The organism is Flavobacterium aquidurense (genome assembly GCF_001404985.1).
GTDB classification, from domain to species: domain Bacteria; phylum Bacteroidota; class Bacteroidia; order Flavobacteriales; family Flavobacteriaceae; genus Flavobacterium; species Flavobacterium aquidurense_B.
The window spans coordinates 227,995-245,700 of sequence record NZ_JRLF01000014.1 but is presented as its reverse complement, the minus strand read 5'-3'; the positions used below and the strand labels follow the sequence as shown (position 1 = coordinate 245,700).

The 17,706-nt window shown below is 33.0% G+C and carries 15 protein-coding genes; 2 read left to right on the top strand and 13 right to left on the bottom strand.

What is annotated here, in order from left to right:
* Window positions 1–61: 61 nt before the first annotated feature.
* The 6 genes from rodA to purH all read right to left on the bottom strand — a co-directional run bounded on the left by rodA (window position 62) and on the right by purH (window position 7,323).
* Window positions 62–1,297, bottom strand: coding sequence for a rod shape-determining protein RodA (gene rodA / locus RC62_RS16565; RefSeq protein WP_055097209.1), 1,236 nt, complete (start codon window positions 1,295–1,297; stop codon window positions 62–64).
* Between the two features lie 15 nt (window positions 1,298–1,312).
* On the bottom strand, window positions 1,313–3,283 hold the full coding sequence (mrdA, locus tag RC62_RS16560; protein ID WP_055097207.1) for a penicillin-binding protein 2: 1,971 nt from the start codon (window positions 3,281–3,283) through the stop codon (window positions 1,313–1,315).
* A complete protein-coding gene (locus tag RC62_RS16555) occupies window positions 3,280–3,786 on the bottom strand; it encodes a hypothetical protein (protein ID WP_055097205.1) in 507 nt (168 codons plus the stop codon). Before RC62_RS16555 ends, mrdA begins: the two co-directional genes overlap by 4 nt.
* Window positions 3,779–4,603, bottom strand: a complete 825-nt coding sequence (gene mreC, locus RC62_RS16550; RefSeq protein WP_055097203.1) for a rod shape-determining protein MreC — start codon at window positions 4,601–4,603, stop codon at window positions 3,779–3,781. The genes RC62_RS16555 and mreC overlap by 8 nt, the downstream gene beginning before the upstream one ends.
* Before the next feature lie 110 nt (window positions 4,604–4,713).
* A complete protein-coding gene (locus RC62_RS16545) occupies window positions 4,714–5,742 on the bottom strand; it encodes a rod shape-determining protein (RefSeq protein WP_007804822.1) in 1,029 nt (342 codons plus the stop codon).
* A 54-nt stretch (window positions 5,743–5,796) separates the two neighbouring features.
* A complete protein-coding gene (gene purH, locus RC62_RS16540; RefSeq protein WP_055097200.1) occupies window positions 5,797–7,323 on the bottom strand; it encodes a bifunctional phosphoribosylaminoimidazolecarboxamide formyltransferase/IMP cyclohydrolase in 1,527 nt (508 codons plus the stop codon).
* Between the two features lie 165 nt (window positions 7,324–7,488).
* Between purH and RC62_RS16535 the strand changes: the two genes are divergently transcribed.
* Window positions 7,489–8,736: an ABC transporter permease gene (locus RC62_RS16535; protein ID WP_055097198.1), complete on the top strand. Its 1,248-nt coding sequence runs from the start codon at window positions 7,489–7,491 to the stop codon at window positions 8,734–8,736.
* A 340-nt stretch (window positions 8,737–9,076) separates the two neighbouring features.
* Here RC62_RS16535 and RC62_RS16530 read toward each other — a convergent pair whose 3' ends face one another.
* The 4 genes from RC62_RS16530 to RC62_RS16515 all read right to left on the bottom strand — a co-directional run bounded on the left by RC62_RS16530 (window position 9,077) and on the right by RC62_RS16515 (window position 14,423).
* Window positions 9,077–9,469: a helix-turn-helix domain-containing protein gene (locus RC62_RS16530; RefSeq protein ID WP_055097196.1), complete on the bottom strand. Its 393-nt coding sequence runs from the start codon at window positions 9,467–9,469 to the stop codon at window positions 9,077–9,079.
* A gap of 299 nt (window positions 9,470–9,768) precedes the next feature.
* Complete coding sequence (gene accD, locus RC62_RS16525; protein WP_055097193.1) at window positions 9,769–10,623, bottom strand: acetyl-CoA carboxylase, carboxyltransferase subunit beta; 855 nt, start codon at window positions 10,621–10,623, stop codon at window positions 9,769–9,771.
* Window positions 10,624–10,739: 116 nt separating this feature from the next.
* Window positions 10,740–11,807 (bottom strand): class II fructose-bisphosphate aldolase, encoded by a 1,068-nt coding sequence (fbaA, locus tag RC62_RS16520; RefSeq protein ID WP_055097190.1) that lies wholly within the window; start codon window positions 11,805–11,807, stop codon window positions 10,740–10,742.
* A 60-nt stretch (window positions 11,808–11,867) separates the two neighbouring features.
* Window positions 11,868–14,423 (bottom strand): BamA/TamA family outer membrane protein, encoded by a 2,556-nt coding sequence (locus RC62_RS16515; protein WP_082421309.1) that lies wholly within the window; start codon window positions 14,421–14,423, stop codon window positions 11,868–11,870.
* 37 nt (window positions 14,424–14,460) lie between these two features.
* On the opposite strand from RC62_RS16515, the gene RC62_RS16510 reads away from it, so the two are divergent.
* Complete coding sequence (locus tag RC62_RS16510; protein ID WP_055097189.1) at window positions 14,461–15,189, top strand: TrmH family RNA methyltransferase; 729 nt, start codon at window positions 14,461–14,463, stop codon at window positions 15,187–15,189.
* A gap of 9 nt (window positions 15,190–15,198) precedes the next feature.
* Here the strand turns inward: RC62_RS16510 and RC62_RS16505 are convergent, their stop codons facing one another.
* From RC62_RS16505 to RC62_RS16490, 3 genes are all read right to left on the bottom strand, one after another.
* On the bottom strand, window positions 15,199–15,912 hold the full coding sequence (locus RC62_RS16505) for a porin family protein (protein WP_055097187.1): 714 nt from the start codon (window positions 15,910–15,912) through the stop codon (window positions 15,199–15,201).
* Window position 15,913: 1 nt separating this feature from the next.
* Entirely contained in the window at window positions 15,914–16,645 is a 732-nt protein-coding gene (gene ubiE, locus RC62_RS16500; RefSeq protein WP_055097184.1) for a bifunctional demethylmenaquinone methyltransferase/2-methoxy-6-polyprenyl-1,4-benzoquinol methylase UbiE, read from the bottom strand.
* A gap of 578 nt (window positions 16,646–17,223) precedes the next feature.
* Window positions 17,224–17,706 (bottom strand): dihydrofolate reductase, encoded by a 483-nt coding sequence (locus RC62_RS16490; RefSeq protein WP_055097180.1) that lies wholly within the window; start codon window positions 17,704–17,706, stop codon window positions 17,224–17,226.

Below are 17,706 nucleotides of genomic sequence, written 5' to 3'. Positions count from 1 at the left end.
TTTTGTTGTAGGGAAATCTTCGTATTAGTCTGGAATTATATTAAAGTTTTCAAGATAAAGATTACCATTCATTTACCTTATTTGCATCCATTTTTAAGAAGATAAACAACAAAATCGTAAATCCCCAAAGTCCTGATCCTCCATACGAAAAGAAAGGAAGCGGAACCCCAATGGTTGGAAAAATACCAATAACCATCGCAATATTTACAAAAAAGTGAGTGAATAAAATTCCTGCTACACAATAACCATAAACTCGGCTGAATTTCGTTTTTTGTCTTTCAGCAAGGTAAATTACCCTTAACAATAAACCAACAAAAAGAGAGATTACAACGAGTGATCCTACAAATCCCCATTCTTCACCAACTGTGGTAAAAATATAATCTGTATGTTGTTCAGGAACGAATCCTCCTTTGGTCTGAGTGCCTTCTAAGAAGCCTTTTCCAAGCCATCCTCCGGAACCAATAGCAATCTCAGATTGATTTGTGTTGTATCCAATACCTTTCATGTCGACAGTTTTACCTAGTAAGATATTAAAACGGTCACGGTGGTGTTGTTTAAAAATATTGTCAAAAACATAATCTACAGAAAGAACAAAAGCAGATATAACAGCTAATAAAATCCCGCTTAGGATAATGTTGCGATCAACAGCCCGACCTTTAAAATGTATAATAATCAATACTCCCAATGCGATTAAAATAACGGCATAGGGTTCTAAAACGAGCGTTAGTACAAATAATAAAATAGTAATAAAACCAGTCCAGACATACCAGGAAGGTAATCCTTCTCTGTAAAGTACTACAATAAAAATACTATAGATTAAAGCGCTCCCGGGATCTGGTTGCGGTAGAATTAGCATTACAGGCAAAAATACAATTGCCAGTGCCTGAATTTGCCTGTTTACTTCTTTCAGGTTTATTTGAGTATCACTTAAATATTTTGCTAATGCCAATGATGTAGCGGCTTTAGCAAATTCTGAAGGTTGTAATGTAAAGCCTCCTATGGCATACCAGCATCTTTGACCGGCAATAGTTTTTCCAAAAAGAAATAAACCGGCTAATGATAATAAAGAGACACCAAAAATTATACTAGCGTATTTTTCATAAAATTTTCCATCGACAAACAGTACGATAAAAATCAAAGGAATAGTACAACCAATAAAAATTAATTGTTTTTGATATGTTCCTTCGGTTGATAGTAATGATGAGGAATAGATATTTAGCCACCCTAATATCACTAACGCAGTATAGATAAAAACGCTTATCCAGTCAATGTTATTTTTTACACTTTGATTTTTCATTTGAAATAATCTTTGTTAGTTCTTTTTAGTAGTGTCTGATGCTATTTTTTTTACTTCTGTTTTAGGGGTAACTGCTGCTGGTTTTGGGACAACTATTTTGGCTTTTAAAATAGAATCTTTTGGAGTAGATTCTATTGCGTTTGCTTCTGTCATTCCGCCTAATTTTGCATATTCACCTGCAAGGCTTTTGTTTAAAACCCTTATTTCTAAATCATTTCTTGTAATTTTCCTTCTCAGGTATTTCTCTATCATTAAACTTGCGATAGGACCTGCGACTGTTGCACCAAAACCTCCGTTTTCAATCATAATTGCAATTGCAATTTTCGGATTATCTTTAGGAGCAAAGGCTACGAAAATGGAGTGATCCTTAAGCTGTGTTCTTTTCCCGTTAATTTTGGCAAAGTTTTCTGCTGTACCCGTTTTTCCGCAAATATCGATACCATTTACTCTAAGAGCATAAGCTGTTCCTTTGTTGTAAACATCAAATAAACCGCTGATAACAGGCGGGAAATATTTTTGATCAACCGTGGTAACGTGCTTGGTTGTGAATTTAGCATCAATTTTTTTTCCTTCAATCTTTTTAATGATGTGAGGTGTATAATAATATCCCTGATTGGCAACTGTTGCCATCATATTCGCTAATTGAATTGGTGTCATTAGAACCTCTCCCTGACCAATAGCATTAGATACGATTGTTGTACTTCTCCAGCCGCCGTTAGGATAAATCTTTTTATATGTTTTAGATGTAGGTATATTTCCTTTTTTACCTGTTGGTAAATCGTAACCCATAAACTGACCTAATCCAAAACTTTTTACGTGATCACTCCAAACATCAACAGCTTTACCCGGATTTCCATATTTGTTGATAGTTAGCATATAAGCCTGTGCAAAATAAGTGTTACATGAATTGTAGATCCCGTTGTGTAACTGATGCGGACCAAATCCGTGACATTTCATAAAACGACCTCTACCATAGCTAAATCCGTGATGACACATAAAGGTAGTTTGTTCATTGATAACACCTTCTTGTAATGCAACTAATCCCGTTAAGATTTTAAACGGAGAGCCAGGAGGATATTCTGCTAAAAGTCCTCTGTCATAAAGTGGTTTTGCTATAGAATCGTGATATAAAAGTGTGTAATTTTTAGATCTTTGTCTTCCAACCAAAATTCCAGGGTCGTAAGAAGGAGCGGTAACTAGTGCTAATATTTCACCAGACTTAGGTTCGATAGCAACAATACCACCTCTTTTATTGATCATTAATTCTTCACCATATTTTTGAAGTTCAGCATCAATAGTTAAGTTAATATCTTCTCCGGCAACGGCAATAGTGTCATATCTACCATCTTTATAAGAACCAATTTCTCTGTTGTATTTGTCTTTCTGAATGTATTTTACACCTTTTATTCCGCGTAGAACTTCTTCATAGCTCTGTTCTACACCTTGCATTCCAATTAAATCTCCACTGTTATAATAAGGGTTTTTTGAAATTAGCCTTTCGTTTACCTGTGTAATAAAACCAAAAATATTCGCGCCATAATCTACTTCGTAATCACGAAGTGAACGCTTTTGAAAATAAAACCCTTCATATTTTCTGATTTTTTCCTGAAAAGCAGCGAATTCGTTTTTGTTTAATTGAGATAAAAATACAGATGGTAGTCTGGGACTATATACTTTAGCCTTTGCAATTCTTTTATCGTAATCCTCTCTTGTAATATTTAATAAAGTACAGAATTCGCCAATATTAAGATTTTCTTTGATTTCTCTCGGGATAACCATGATATCGTAAGAAGCCTGATTGGCAACCAATAGTTTTCCGTATCTGTCATAAATATAACCCCTTTCAGGATAGTCATACTGTTTCTTTATTGCATTGTTTTCTGATTTTAATTTAAAAGAATCATCTACAATTTGCAAATAGAATACCCTGATCACTAGCAAAGATGCTGCAATGATAATTAAAGAGGGCAGCAGAACTTTTCTCATCGTTTATTGGGCTTAATAAGGTAAATTATTATAATTGAAGTAATTATTGTAAAAATGGAGCTAAATAAAGTTCGGAGTAATATATCTGCAATAAATTTAAACTGAAAAGCTTCCAGTACAAATAATACAATATGATGCAGTACAACCGATACTAAAATAAATGAGAATCGCTCGGGAGTTAATGAATCATTTAACTTAATGGTTTGATATTCATAACTCAGTCCAAATGAGAATTTAAAAATATAAGGTCTGTAATAAGCCAGAATAACACAAGCAGTAGCATGGATTCCGCCAGAATTGCAAAATGTATCCATCGTTAATCCAAGTAAGAAACTTGAAATAATCAGACCTGATCTATTACTGTTTACAGGATAAAGAATTATATATAGAATATATGGAAAAGGGCTTATGTATCCCAGAAAATTCATATTGTTGAAAATAACAACCTGAATTGCCAGTAACATAATAAATCGAAAGATATTGACTAACAATGCGCTATTCATCTTTTCCCTTTTTTTCTAAATTAATAAGTTCTTCTCTGTCTTTACTTTTAATAATGTAAACATGTCCAAGATTAGTCATGTCATTGAATAATTTAACGTTAATGACATAGAAGCTTGTTTTGTCCTGAATGTATATTTTATCAACCGTTCCAATATTAATTCCTTCAGGAAAAATTACTGATTGACCACCAGTTACGATAGTATCTCCTTTTCTGATCGAAGCCAGTCTGGGAACATCAACTAATTGAACAAATCCAGTGCTTTTACCATCCCAGGTTAAAGACCCAAAGTGGTTTGATTTTTTAATCTTAGCATTGATTTGTGATTTCATATTCAAAATACTCACTACAGTAGAATATCTTGGCGAAGTATTATCTACAATACCAATAATCCCTAAACTGTTAATTACACCCATATCAGGTTTAACTCCGTCGTTTGATCCGGAATTTAAAGTGATATAATTTTCGTGTGTATTGTATGAGTTGTGAATTACTTTTGAAACAATAATGTCAGCAGGTTTTACTCCTTTTATGCTATCGGCCAAAGGTACTTTTGTGGTGTCTTCCTTATTGAATAAAAGACTTTTTAATCTTGCGTTTTCAAGTACCAGTTCGTCGTTTTCGGTTCTTAAATTCAAATATTCATTTACACGATTAATTTTTTCATAAACACCTCCGCTTAAAAAATTAGCGGAACTGATTACTCTGCTTTTATGATAGGAATGAGATTGAATTGTGAGTGCCAACGAAATACCTAAAAGCAGCAAAAACAGCAATCGATTACTGTTTCTTATAATAAAATTAAAAATTTGCTGCATTTCTTGTTCGGTTATTTTGTTTCAGGATATGCTATTAAGTTTCAAATTTTCTAAGAGTCAGATTCAATTAATCGGACTCTTAGAAGGTATTTTTATTATTTTTTTGAATCTTATTTGATTAAGATGCTTTTAAATTTTGCAATGTTTTTAAGAGCCATACCAGTTCCACGAACTACTGCTCTTAACGGATCTTCAGCGATATAAACTGGTAGATCTGTTTTTTGAGAGATACGTTTGTCAAGACCTCTTAACATAGATCCACCACCGGCTAAATAAATACCAGTGTTGTAAATATCTGCTGCTAATTCAGGAGGGGTCTGAGATAATGTTTCCATTACAGCATCTTCAATACGTTGAATCGATTTGTCTAATGCTTTTGCAATTTCACGGTAAGAAACATCAACTTGTTTTGGTTTACCGGTAAGTAAATCTCTACCTTGAACAGACATATCTTCAGGAGGTCCGTCTAAATCTTCGATTGCGGCTCCAATTTGAATTTTTATTTTTTCAGCAGTACTTTCTCCAACAAAAAGGTTGTGTTGTGTACGCATGTAATAAACGATATCATTTGTAAAAACGTCACCTGCAATTTTTACAGATTTGTCACATACAATACCACCTAATGCAATAACTGCAATTTCTGTAGTACCACCACCAATATCAACAATCATGTTTCCTTTAGGCTGCATAATATCGATACCAATACCAATTGCTGCTGCCATTGGCTCATGAATAAGGTAAACTTCTTTTCCGTTTACTCTTTCACAAGACTCTTTTACAGCTCTCATCTCCACCTCAGTAATACCAGAAGGAATACATACTACCATTCTTAAAGCTGGAGTAAACATTCTTTTTTTCAATGCCGGAATACTTTTGATGAACATATTGATCATCTTTTCTGAAGCATCAAAATCTGCAATTACACCATCTTTCAAAGGCCTTATGGTCTTGATGTTTTCATGCGTTTTACCCTGCATCATATTGGCTTCCTTACCAACAGCAATGATTTTGCCTGATATTCTATCACGTGCAACGATCGACGGACTATCAATAACAACTTTATCATTATGTATGATTAAAGTGTTTGCGGTACCAAGGTCTATCGCAATATCCTCGGTCATGAAATCAAAAAATCCCATAAGTTTTTTAGGGGTTTAAAATGTTATAAATTATTTTGAACAAAGTTAAACAAATTAATGTTTAAAATGACGTGTTCCTGTAAATACCATTGCAAGATTATTTTCGTTGCAATAATTTATGCTTAATTCGTCTTTTATTGAACCTCCCGGCTGAATTACAGCTGTTATTCCTGCTTTTTTAGCTAATTCTACACAATCCGGAAATGGGAAAAATGCATCACTCGCCATAGAAGCACCTGTTAAATCAAAGCCAAAAGCTTTTGCTTTATCCACAGCTTGTACCAAGGCGTCAACTCTTGATGTCTGGCCAGTACCTGAAGAAATTAAAGTTCCGTTTTTAGCAAACACAATTGTATTCGATTTTGTGTTTTTGCATATTTTAGAAGCAAAGATCAAGTCTTCTATTTCCTGAGCAGTAGGTTCTGTAGTAGTAACGGTTTTTAAATGCTCTTTAGTATCTGTAATATTATTTCTGTCCTGAATTAACAAACCATTAAGACATGTTCTTACTTGTCTTGAAGGTAATTCAACTTCATTTTGAACTAATATAATTCTGTTTTTCTTTTCTTGTAAAACGGCAATCGCATCATCATCATAACTTGGAGCGATTACAACTTCACAAAATAATTTGTTGATTTCCTGAGCTGTAGCAAGATCAATTTTAGTATTTGCGATCAAAACTCCGCCAAAAGCAGATGTTGGATCACAAGCCAGTGCCGCTAAATAAGCTTCGCTGATTGTTTTTCTTGAAGCTAAACCACAAGCATTATTATGTTTTAAAATTGCAAAAGTTGGTCCGTCAGTTTTAAACTCATTGATTAAGTTTACTGCCGCATCAACATCCAATAAATTATTATAAGACAATTCTTTTCCGTGTACTTTTTTGAACATTGCATCAAAATCTCCAAAAAAGAAACCTTTTTGATGCGGGTTTTCACCATATCTTAAAACCTGTCCATCTGCAATACTTTCTTTGTAAATAGTTTCGTCAGTATTAAAATAATTAAAAATCGCACCATCATAATGAGAGGAAACATGAAATGCTTTTGTTGCAAGCAATCTTCTGTTTTCAAGTGTTGTTGCTCCGTTTTGCTCTGTAATCAAATCCAGCAACAAGCTGTACTCATTTACTGAAGCTACAATTACAGTGTCTTTGAAATTTTTTGCACCTGCACGGATTAATGAAATTCCGCCAATGTCAATTTTTTCAATAATATCTTGTTCGCTTGCACCAGAAGCAACAGTTTTTTCAAAAGGATATAAATCAACAATTACCAAATCAATCTGCGGAATATCAAATTCCTTCATTTGCTGAACGTCACTTTCGTTATCCTGACGGTTCAGGATTCCGCCAAAAATTTTAGGATGTAAAGTTTTTACTCTTCCGCCAAGAATTTCAGGAAACGAAGTAATATCTTCAACAGGAACTACAGGAATTCCCAGGTTTTTTATAAAATCTTCTGTTCCTCCAGTCGAATAAAGTGTTACGTTTTGTTCGTGTAATTTTCTAACGATTGGCTCTAGTCCATCTTTCGAAAAAACAGATATTAATGCTGATTGTATTGTTTTAGTTGTGCTCATTGTGTAGTTATGATTTTCAGACTGCAAAAGTAGTTTTTTTAAATATTATTTTAAAGAAAATTAATGTAACATTATGCTAAAAAAATCTACTGATGAGTAAGTTAACTTTTATTAGGTTTTTGATTTTAATTTATTGAATTTTACTTTAACGAATAATACATAAATATGCTGCTTTATCTAAGGTTATTAAAAGAAAGCTTTCGCTTTGCCATAAACGCTTTACGAAATAATAAATTACGTACCTTATTGTCATTGTTAGGTGTTACGATTGGTATTTTTTCGATTATTGCCGTATTGGCAGCAGTAGATTCTTTAGATCGAAAGATTTCGAAAGATTTAAGCAGCCTGGATAAAAATACGATTTATTTAATGAAATATTGTTTTGGGCCTTCTGAAATTCCACAATGGAAGAGAGAGCAGTTTCCTAACGTAAAATATGATGAATACGTCAATCTGAAAAATTCACTTAATAATACAGATCAGGTAGCCTATCAGCTTTTTGTAAATCATGAGACTTTAAAATATGATTCAAAAACCGTAAGTGATGTTAATATAGTTCCTTCGTCTAACGAAATGGTAGATATAGAGGGTTTAAGTTTTGATAAAGGAAGGTTTTATAATGAATCTGAATCAAATTCCGGGAGTCCGGTTATTGTTTTAGGATATGATATTGCCGAAGGACTTTTTGGAACAAGTGATCCCATTGGGAAGAATATCCGTTTATACGGTCAGCGTTTTACCGTTATTGGCGTAATAGCAAAACAAGGAGCAGGTTTTTTTGGTGATAGTAATGACACCTCTGTTTATTTGCCAACTAATTTTTTACGCCGTATGTATGGCGACAGCGATTCGATGACTCCGGTTATTGTTTTAAAACCGATTAAAGGGGTAGATATGGATGCTTATAAAGCTGAAGTCGCTCAAAAACTAAGAGCAATTCGTGGAATGAAAGCAGGCGAGATGGACAACTTTTTTATAAATGTACTTTCTGGTTTTACTGATTTTGTTGACGGAATTTTAGGAAGTCTAAGATTTGGAGGGATTTTTATAAGTTTCTTCTCTTTTCTTGTTGGCGGTTTTGGAGTTGCAAATATCATGTTTGTTTCTGTGAAAGAACGTACCAACTTAATTGGAATTCAGAAATCATTAGGAGCAAAGAATAGATTTATATTATTTCAGTTTTTGTTTGAAGCTGTTATACTTTGTTTAATTGGTGGAATAATTGGTTTATTGATTGTTTTTCTAATGTCTGTTCTTTTGACCAATTTATTAGATTTTGAATTTGTTTTGAGTTTTTGGAATGTAGTTATCGGGGCAGGATTATCAATTCTTGTTGGGGTGATTTCCGGAATTCTTCCTGCAATTTCAGCAGCAAAATTAGATCCTGTTGAAGCGATAAGAACAGGGATGTAGGTTTTTTTTGAAGGTTTTGAAAAAGGTTCAAAGGCTCAGAGTTGCAAAGGTTCAAAGGTTTTGTAAAAGAGTTTAAAGTTGCAAAGGGGAGAGGTTTTTAGTTTGTATAAGTTCCGGAGAAAGAATTTATATTGTAGAGGCTGAATTTATTCCGTTGAATATGAAATTGATTCTTTTGAATAGCCTTCAGCTTTAGCTGGAGATCTAATTATAGATAAAGATTTAGGCTTTAGCCAAATAATTTTAGATCATACTTTTTTAAGAAAATCTATTATAATAAAAAATCCCAAGATTTATTTCTTGGGATTTTTTGTTGTGCTCAATATGCTTTTTGAAGCTCTTATCTGTCTTTTAATAATTTTTCCAGAAACTCAACTTTTTCTTTTTCTGCCAGAAGCATACGCTCATAAAGTTCAATTATTTTATCTAATGGGTTGAAAGAGCAATTAACAGGATTATTTATTCCATTAGCAACACTATTATCATAAAATGTATTGAAATAATTAATCATATTTTCTTCGGTAAAGTTTTTTATAGCTTCAACACTTACTCCAAGGGCTTTTGCAATTTCTGTAAGTTTTTCATCTTCTATCGTTTCGCTATTTTCTATTGCAGATACAGTTTGCTGATTTGTTCCTAAAGCTTGCGCCAAGGCTTCTTGTTTCATGTCTCTAAGTTCACGAATACGGCTAATTTTTCGCCCTATATGATTTGGTTTTGTTGCTGTGCTCATAATTCAAAGATATTTATATTACTTTAAAGAAAATAGGTTTTGGTAAAAAACAGATCAGTTTATGTTTGATACATTTTAAAGTAGTTTGCTTGGGTACAATACTATTATTTTGTTGATGTGTAAAAAACAAAAATACAATTTTTCAGACAAGTATTTATTAGTTAGGATTGAAATTGTAAATCAGGAAATATTCCGTAGGAATTAAGTATTGGTAGCAACATAGGAATGACATGTTTATAGAATAAAAAAATCCCATCAGCCGAGGCGAATGGGATTTTATATGTTTTAGCAGTTTAAAACTATCTAAGTGTATTGTTTTGAATCAAATCGATGTACAAGTTAATCTTGTCTTTCAATTCTTTTCTAGGCGTGATAAAGTCTAAGAAACCGTGTTCTAATAAGAACTCTGCAGTTTGAAAACCTTCTGGTAAATCTTTTCCTGTAGTATCTCGAACAACACGAGGACCTGCAAAACCAATCAAAGCTCCAGGCTCAGAAATATTAATATCTCCTAACATGGCATATGATGCAGTTGTTCCTCCGGTAGTTGGATCAGTACAAAGCGAAATATAAGGTAATTTTGCTTCGGCCAATTGAGCTAATTTCACAGATGTTTTTGCTAATTGCATTAATGAATAAGCAGCTTCCATCATACGAGCTCCACCAGATTTAGAAATCATTACAAAAGGCAATTTGTTTTTGATCGCGTGATCAATACCTCTGGCAATTTTTTCTCCAACAACAGCTCCCATAGATCCACCAATAAAGGCAAAATCCATACAACAAATTACAAGTTCTTTTCCTTTAGATTTTCCCACTCCAGTACGCACAGCGTCTTTAAGGTGGGTTTTCTCCATTACATCTTTTAATCTTTCTGCATATTTTTTTGTATCAACAAAATGCAAAGGATCTTTTGATGTCATGTTTTTATCTAATTCAACAAATTCATTATTGTCGAATAAAATTTCAAAATAGGTTGCGCTTCCAATTCGAACGTGAAAATCATCTTCAGGGCTAACAAATAAGTTTCTCGCTAATTCGTCAGCATCAATAATTTTTCCAGTAGGAGATTTGTACCACAATCCTTTCGGAACGTCCATTTTATCTTCGGTCGCAGTCGTAATCCCTTTTTCTTGTCTTTTAAACCAAGCCATTTGTTTAGTTTTCAGTGTTCAGTAATCAGTTCCAGTGTTCAGTTTTTAATAATCAGTTTTTAGTTTTCAGCACTTGCAGGCTGAAAACTGAAAACTGTTACTGATCACTTTATTTATTATAGTGTATTTACGTTATTCAAGTCTGCAAAAGCTTGCTCAAGTCTTGTATTGAATGTCACTTCGCTTTCACGTACCCATTTTCTTGGGTCATAATATTTTTTGTTAGGAACATCAGAACCCTCTGGGTTACCAATTTGAGTTTTTAAATAGTCAATGTTTTTAACCATATAATCACGAATTCCTTCAGTATATGCAAATTGTAAATCTGTATCAATATTCATTTTGATAACTCCGTATCCAATAGCTTCTCTGATTTCTTCAAGTGTAGAACCTGAACCTCCGTGAAAAACGAAATCTACAGGGTTAGCACCTGTATTGAATTTGTTTTGAACGAAATCCTGAGAATTTTTTAAGATTTTTGGAGTTAATTTTACGTTTCCTGGTTTGTAAACCCCGTGAACGTTACCAAAAGCAGCTGCAATTGTAAATTTAGGACTTACTTTAGATAATTCTTCGTAAGCATAAGCTACTTCTTCCGGCTGAGTATATAATTTTGAGCTATCAACATCAGAGTTGTCAACACCATCTTCTTCACCACCTGTAATACCAAGTTCGATTTCTAATGTCATTCCCATTTTGCTCATTCGGGCTAAATATTCTTTACAGATCTCGATATTTTCTTCGATTGGCTCCTCAGACAAATCGATCATATGAGAACTGAATAATGGTTTTCCTGTTTCTGCAAAATGTTTTTCAGAAGCGTCTAATAAACCATCAATCCAAGGCAATAATTTTTTTGCGCAGTGGTCAGTATGTAAAATTACAGTCGCACCATAAGCTTCTGCTAAAGTATGAATGTGTTTTGCTCCGGCGATTCCACCAGCGATTGCTGATTTCTCGTTAGCGTTAGATAATCCTTTTCCAGCGTTAAATTGTGCTCCTCCGTTTGAAAATTGAATGATAACTGGCGCGTTTAGTTTTGCCGCAGTTTCAAGAACTCCATTGATTGTACTAGACCCTGTAACGTTTACAGCTGGTAAAGCAAAACCTTTTTCTTTCGCATAATTAAAAATCTCCTGTACTTGATCTCCTGTAGCTACTCCCGGTTTAATATTGTGTGCCATTGTAATTTTTTTTATAGTTGTTTTTAGTTTTTAGGTTGCAAAAATAAGAATTAATTAGCATTAGAAAGGATAATTTATCCCAAAATTTAAAACCGAATGGCCAAAATTGTATTCTTTGAACCAGCGGTCTCCCTTCTCATGCGCCGGATTATAAGTCTTAAAGCCTAAATCTAAACGAATAACAAAAAAGCTTAAATCGTAACGTAAACCAAATCCTGTACCCAAAGCAATTTCAGCTAAATCGTTTAAGTTGTTAAATTTTGCCTTGTCATCAATCACATTATCGAGCACATTCCAGATATTTCCGGCGTCTCCAAAGATCGCTCCCTTGACATCTCCAAATATTTTAAAACGAAACTCGGCACTCATGGCAATTTTCATATTTGCCTCGTTAAAATCGTTTACTGCGTTCGTGCTTCCCGGTCCTAAAGCATAAGGCTGCCATCCGCGGTTATCATTTGAACCTCCTGAATAGTAGCTTCGTGAAAACGGAATGTAATTTGAATTACCAAACGGAATTGCGATACCAAAAAAGCTTCTTACAGCCAATACTTTTTCTTTTCCAAAATCCCAGTGTTTGATATAATCAAATTCGGTTTTTATATATTCAGAATATTCTAAGTTAAATATATCGTAGTTACCGTTTGCATTTTTTGGAAGATTTGCTATACTCGAAACAGCAGATAATAAGGTACCTGCAGATTCTATTTTGGTTTTAAACTGATAAAAAGTATTATCAGCAAGATCTTTTTTAGTTGTTTTGGTAAAAGTATAACTTGTTGCTAAAATAAAGTCATTTTCGGTCAGACGAACTCTTCTTTCTTCGATACTTTCTACATCTTTATAATCAGGATCTCCCGGTTGCAAAGCAGTTTGATTCGTTAATACCTGATTTGTAAAATTAGCAGTTCCGTCTGGAATTTTTAAATTTTTATTTGCATCAAGATTTTCTGTATCAGTATTATAAGTGCTTGCAATGCCATTTAACTCATTATAAGAAGAAGTGTAAACTTTAAAGTAATTATTTGGATTTAAATTTCGAACAAATTGAGCATTTAGTAATTCTAATTTTGCTGTGTTATTTCGTTTAGGCGACCAGTTATAAGAGATTCCGCCGGTAAAATTCTCTTTGTCCAGACCAATATTTCTTTGCTTAGAGAAACCACCTGAGATACTGGTGGAAGGAATCATTCTCTTTGGAATAATTTTTTCTGTTCCAAAAGGCAATAAGATTCTTGGAAAATTCAGTTTTAAATCGATACCATATTCTGACACGTTAAAGAAATTATCATTAGGATTGGCCATATCTTTTGAGGACCCAATGTTTAAACGCGTAGAAATCTCCAGAGTTTCAGCCCTGTTAAATACGTTTCTGATGGTTTCAGATATACTGGCTCCAATTCCAAAATCCTGAATGTTAGAATGTGTTACGTCAAAAGTAGCTCCAAAACTATATTTTTTTCTTGGCGTTAAATAAACATTTGCAATCAATGATTGCGCTGTAGAATCGCGTTTATCAACTTCATATTGAATCGAAGGATAATTAAAGATTTTCAGATTGTTTAAATATCGGGAAGAAAGAGTCGTTCTCGTGTCAGAAAAAGTGCTCCCTTTATTGATAAAGATAGCATCAGTAATAGCTCTTGGTTTGTATTTTAGCTTTTTATAACTGTATAGATTAAAGTTGTTGTAAGTTGTACTATCTGCAATTTTTGCTTTTGCATTTGCAGGAGAATAATCCGTGTAGATGTTTACATCGCTTATTTTATACAATTTAAAAGGCTCAGTTCTGCTTGAGTCTCTTTCCTGAATATTGTTGTTGTTTACAATCAGCGTAACATCAGCTTTGTTCTTTTTACCTATAGTATCAATATCAAAAGTAACATAAGTAGGCTGAAAAAAGTAAGCGCCATGGTTTCTAAAATATGTGGTAAGACGGTTTTTTTCCTCTTCAAAATCAGCTGTCTTATATTGTTTGCCGGTTTTTAAAAATGATGGTTCATTATTGTTTTTGTATAATGAATCCAAAGCCGGAGTCATGATATTAGTTTTTATAGTGTCAAGAGTATAGGCAGGACCAGTTGTAATAAGATAATTTATTTTGGCTTTTTTTCTCGCAACACTATCAATACTGTAATCTGTTGCAACATTAAAATAACCATTATTAAAATAGTAAAACTTTAAACGTAAAAGAGATTTTTTTGTTTTTGCCGTATCAATAATTACAGGAGGTTCGCCTGTGTTTTTTAAGAACTCATTAATTCCTTTATTTATAAAAGACTGCCCAAGTCGGTCTACTTGTTTTGCAGATAAAATTTTTGCTTGTCGCTCATATAAACCCGGATGATTTTTAAATTTTGCCTGATAAGTAGAATCTGGATTTAAATTGGCCAAATTGTATAAATTTAAGCGTAAACGATATCCTAACAAAGTACCATTTGGTTTTTGATACATTTGATTAGATGCTATTTCATCATTGGTTTGCTTTCCGTTTACCAGAATATTGTTTTTAACAAGAAGGTTTTTTCCATCAGGAACTCTTTTTACAGCATTACAACCGCAAATAAATATTGCTATTAGAATAAATGCTGTTATTTTTGTGGAATTCTTTTTCAAGTGTTCTTAAATATTTAATTCAAAAGTACATTATTTTATGGTTAGTAAAAACCAAATAAAACTTATCTCAGGTTTACATCAAAAAAAGCAACGTTTTGCAAATCAATTATTTTTTGCCGAAGGAGTAAAAGTAATTCAGGAATTGTTGTTATCCAATTTTGAATTAGAGCATTTATACACGACTCTAAATGATTTTGAAGAAGTTCATTCTTCAAAACGTACGCTTATTAATGAGCAGGAACTTAAAAAAATAAGTGCCTTATCAACTCCAAATTCATGTTTGGCGGTTTTTAAAATCCCGTCCGAAAATAAAATCATCAATTCGGGTTTGATTTTAGCTTTAGACGATATTCGCGATCCTGGAAATTTAGGAACGATTTTACGTCTTTGTGACTGGTTTGGAATCAAGCAAATTATTTGCTCAAAAGAAACTGTCGATATTTATAATCCAAAAGTAGTGCAGGCGACAATGGGGTCGATTGCAAGGGTAAATGTGAATTATGTTGATTTGAAAAGTTTTATTGCAGAAACTAATCTTCCGGTTTTTGGAACTTTTATGGACGGAGATAACATTTATCAATCTAATTTACCTCAAAACGGCATCATTATTATGGGTAACGAGGCCAACGGGATTTCATTAGAAATTGAAAAAATGGTTACAAGCCGACTCACAATTCCAAGGTTTGGAGAGCTGCAAAAAACTGAAAGTTTAAACGTAGCTACTGCAACCGCAATTATTCTTAGTGAGTTTAAACGAAATAGTTAGGATTTTGTTTTAATGAAAAGTAAAATTTATTAAAATCGCCCTGGATTTCATCGAATCAATATTTCCTGTCCACGGGCTTGGTCCATTTGCCGGATTGTCTCGAATTAATTCATCAGTAATACCAAACATACCTCGAATAGAAGGAGAAAATATGAAGTATTCAGAGAAAATATCAATTCCAAAACCAAGCTCGTAAGCCGCAGTCCATTGTTTTACTCTGAATTTGCCCTCAAAATTATCATCTTTTGATTTCGAATTACTGGATAAATTTAATGTAGTAGACATTCCTCCAACTAAATACGGACGAATGTTCCCGGTACGTAAAGAAGAGAATTTTAGTAATAATGGAAAATGAATATAAGTACTGTTTACTTCTCTTAAATAATCTTTTTCTAAAGCTAGGTTTGGATAATACAAATCGCGTTTTGTATAATATAGACCTGGTTCAAAACGCAAATTAATATATTCCTGTAATCTTAAATCGGCAACAACACCAACATTAAAACCAGTAGTCTTTTTTACCTGAATATCCTGAGCAGGATTTTTATAATCAAATTTAAAATCGAAACTATTAAATCCCAGATAATATCCAAAATACAGGCGCTGTTTTTGCCAGTTTTCAAGATTTATGATTGGATCCTTACTAAACATGCTTTTAGCAAATTGAGAATATCCTTGCGTTGTCGTTAAGACCAATAAAATTAAGACTACAGTTTTTTTCATACTATTTTTTAGATGCAGAATAAATTGTTGCGACACCAAAAGTTTGAGGCATAGCCACAACATCTATAAACCCAATTTTTCTCAAAATATTGTTCAGGGCTTCTCCGTAAGGAAAAACAGCAGCAGATTCAGACAAATATCCATAAGCAGAATTGTCTTTAGAAAACAATTTCCCGATGATTGGAAGTATGTTTTTGCTGTAAAATTTATAGCCTTGTTTATAAGGTGTTTTATCCGGTACAGATGTTTCCAGGATAACAAAAACTCCGTTTGGTTTTAGGACTCTTAAAATTTCAGCAAATCCTTTTTCTAAATTCTCGAAATTTCTAACTCCAAAACCAACTGTTATGGCATCAAAATAGTTGTCGCCAAAAGGAATGTTTTCTGAGTCTCCAAGAACTAAATCAATAGTATTTGCTAATTTTTTTTCTTCAACTTTCTTTTTTCCAACTTCAAGCATTCCTGCAGAAATATCCAGGCCAATTATTTTTTCAGCATTAGTCTGTGCCATTAAAATGGCTAAGTCACCAGTTCCTGTTGCAATATCAAGAATGATTTTCGGCTTTTTATCTGAAACAATTTTTAGTACTTTTTTTCGCCACTTAATATCAATTCCAAATGAAATTACACGATTTAAATTGTCATAGTTCCCAGAGATGTTATCAAACATTTGGGCAACTTGCTCTTTTTTACCTAAAGAAGAGTCTTTATATGGGGTTATTTTTTCAGACATTTTTTTTATTTACGCAAATATAATACAATCTGACTTAACTGTAATTGAGTTTTTTAATTTGTAAATAAATGTTTTAGGCAAAGGTTCAGAATTGTTTATTAGTTTTTTATTTTTTGGCTATCACCAGAAGTAGGTATCATTAAAAAATCACTGAAAGTGGGTATTGTGGGATGCTGATTTTATAGCCAACTTTGCTTCAGTTAAAAGAAAAGTTTTAATGATTGATGGAATAATAGACTAAATCAAATGAATGCTTTTTTGCACTGGTAATTTCATTTGTTCTGAAGTAGTTTTGAAAGTATTGTTCTTGGGGCCAATACTATTTTAAAGTGTGAAATACGTTCTTAGGATTAAATTTGTTTTTGGAAATTTTAATTTTCTTGCCTTTAATATCTTAGTGGTATTTGTTATTAAAGGCGTTTTTGAGATTCGTTCTCAATTAACATTTATTAAATGTTATTCAGTTATTCAAATGTTTTTAACATTTGTGATTTTTTTTACCAAAACTATTTCTGGAATAAGTCAGATCTAAAAGTCAATCGTTTTTTAAAAAACATCCTTCACAAGAGGATGTTTTTTTATTTCCTGATGTATGTCTCGTAAGTGTAATCATAAAGATGCTTATCATCTTTAAAATTTTCCTCAGATTCTACAAGTTGCCATTCATTACTATTAACTTTAGGAAAAAAAGTATCAGCTTCAAAAGTGTGATGCACTTTTGTAATTTCTATAATATCGGTATAAGGTAAAGCGAGATTATAAATTTCGCCTCCGCCAATAATGTATGAATCTTCATTTTCAGGACATGCAGCAATTGCATTTTCAATACTGTCAACTACAATACAGCCTTCCGGATTGTAATCTTTCTGACGTGTTATTACTACGTGAACTCTGTTAGGAAGTGGTTTTGGAAAGCTTTCAAAAGTTTTTCTTCCCATAATGATGTGGTGATTTGTTGTAAGCGATTTGAATCTCTTAAAATCATTTGGTAAATGCCAAACCAATTCATTGTCTTTTCCAAGTGCGTTGTTTTCGGCAACAGCCGCTATCATTATAATCAT

Coding starts and splice junctions, on each gene's coding strand:
- accD (WP_055097193.1), bottom strand. CDS start 10,623: ATGGCTTGGTTTAAAAGACAAGAAAAAGGGATTACGACTGCGACCGAA.
- RC62_RS16505 (WP_055097187.1), bottom strand. CDS start 15,912: ATGAAAAAAACTGTAGTCTTAATTTTATTGGTCTTAACGACAACGCAA.
- rodA (WP_055097209.1), bottom strand. CDS start 1,297: ATGAAAAATCAAAGTGTAAAAAATAACATTGACTGGATAAGCGTTTTT.
- mreC (WP_055097203.1), bottom strand. CDS start 4,603: ATGCAGCAAATTTTTAATTTTATTATAAGAAACAGTAATCGATTGCTG.
- RC62_RS16555 (WP_055097205.1), bottom strand. CDS start 3,786: ATGAATAGCGCATTGTTAGTCAATATCTTTCGATTTATTATGTTACTG.
- RC62_RS16510 (WP_055097189.1), top strand. CDS start 14,461: ATGGTTAGTAAAAACCAAATAAAACTTATCTCAGGTTTACATCAAAAA.
- RC62_RS16490 (WP_055097180.1), bottom strand. CDS start 17,706: ATGATTATAATGATAGCGGCTGTTGCCGAAAACAACGCACTTGGAAAA.
- ubiE (WP_055097184.1), bottom strand. CDS start 16,645: ATGTCTGAAAAAATAACCCCATATAAAGACTCTTCTTTAGGTAAAAAA.
- RC62_RS16545 (WP_007804822.1), bottom strand. CDS start 5,742: ATGGGATTTTTTGATTTCATGACCGAGGATATTGCGATAGACCTTGGT.
- RC62_RS16535 (WP_055097198.1), top strand. CDS start 7,489: ATGCTGCTTTATCTAAGGTTATTAAAAGAAAGCTTTCGCTTTGCCATA.
- purH (WP_055097200.1), bottom strand. CDS start 7,323: ATGAGCACAACTAAAACAATACAATCAGCATTAATATCTGTTTTTTCG.
- fbaA (WP_055097190.1), bottom strand. CDS start 11,807: ATGGCACACAATATTAAACCGGGAGTAGCTACAGGAGATCAAGTACAG.
- mrdA (WP_055097207.1), bottom strand. CDS start 3,283: ATGAGAAAAGTTCTGCTGCCCTCTTTAATTATCATTGCAGCATCTTTG.
- RC62_RS16530 (WP_055097196.1), bottom strand. CDS start 9,469: ATGAGCACAGCAACAAAACCAAATCATATAGGGCGAAAAATTAGCCGT.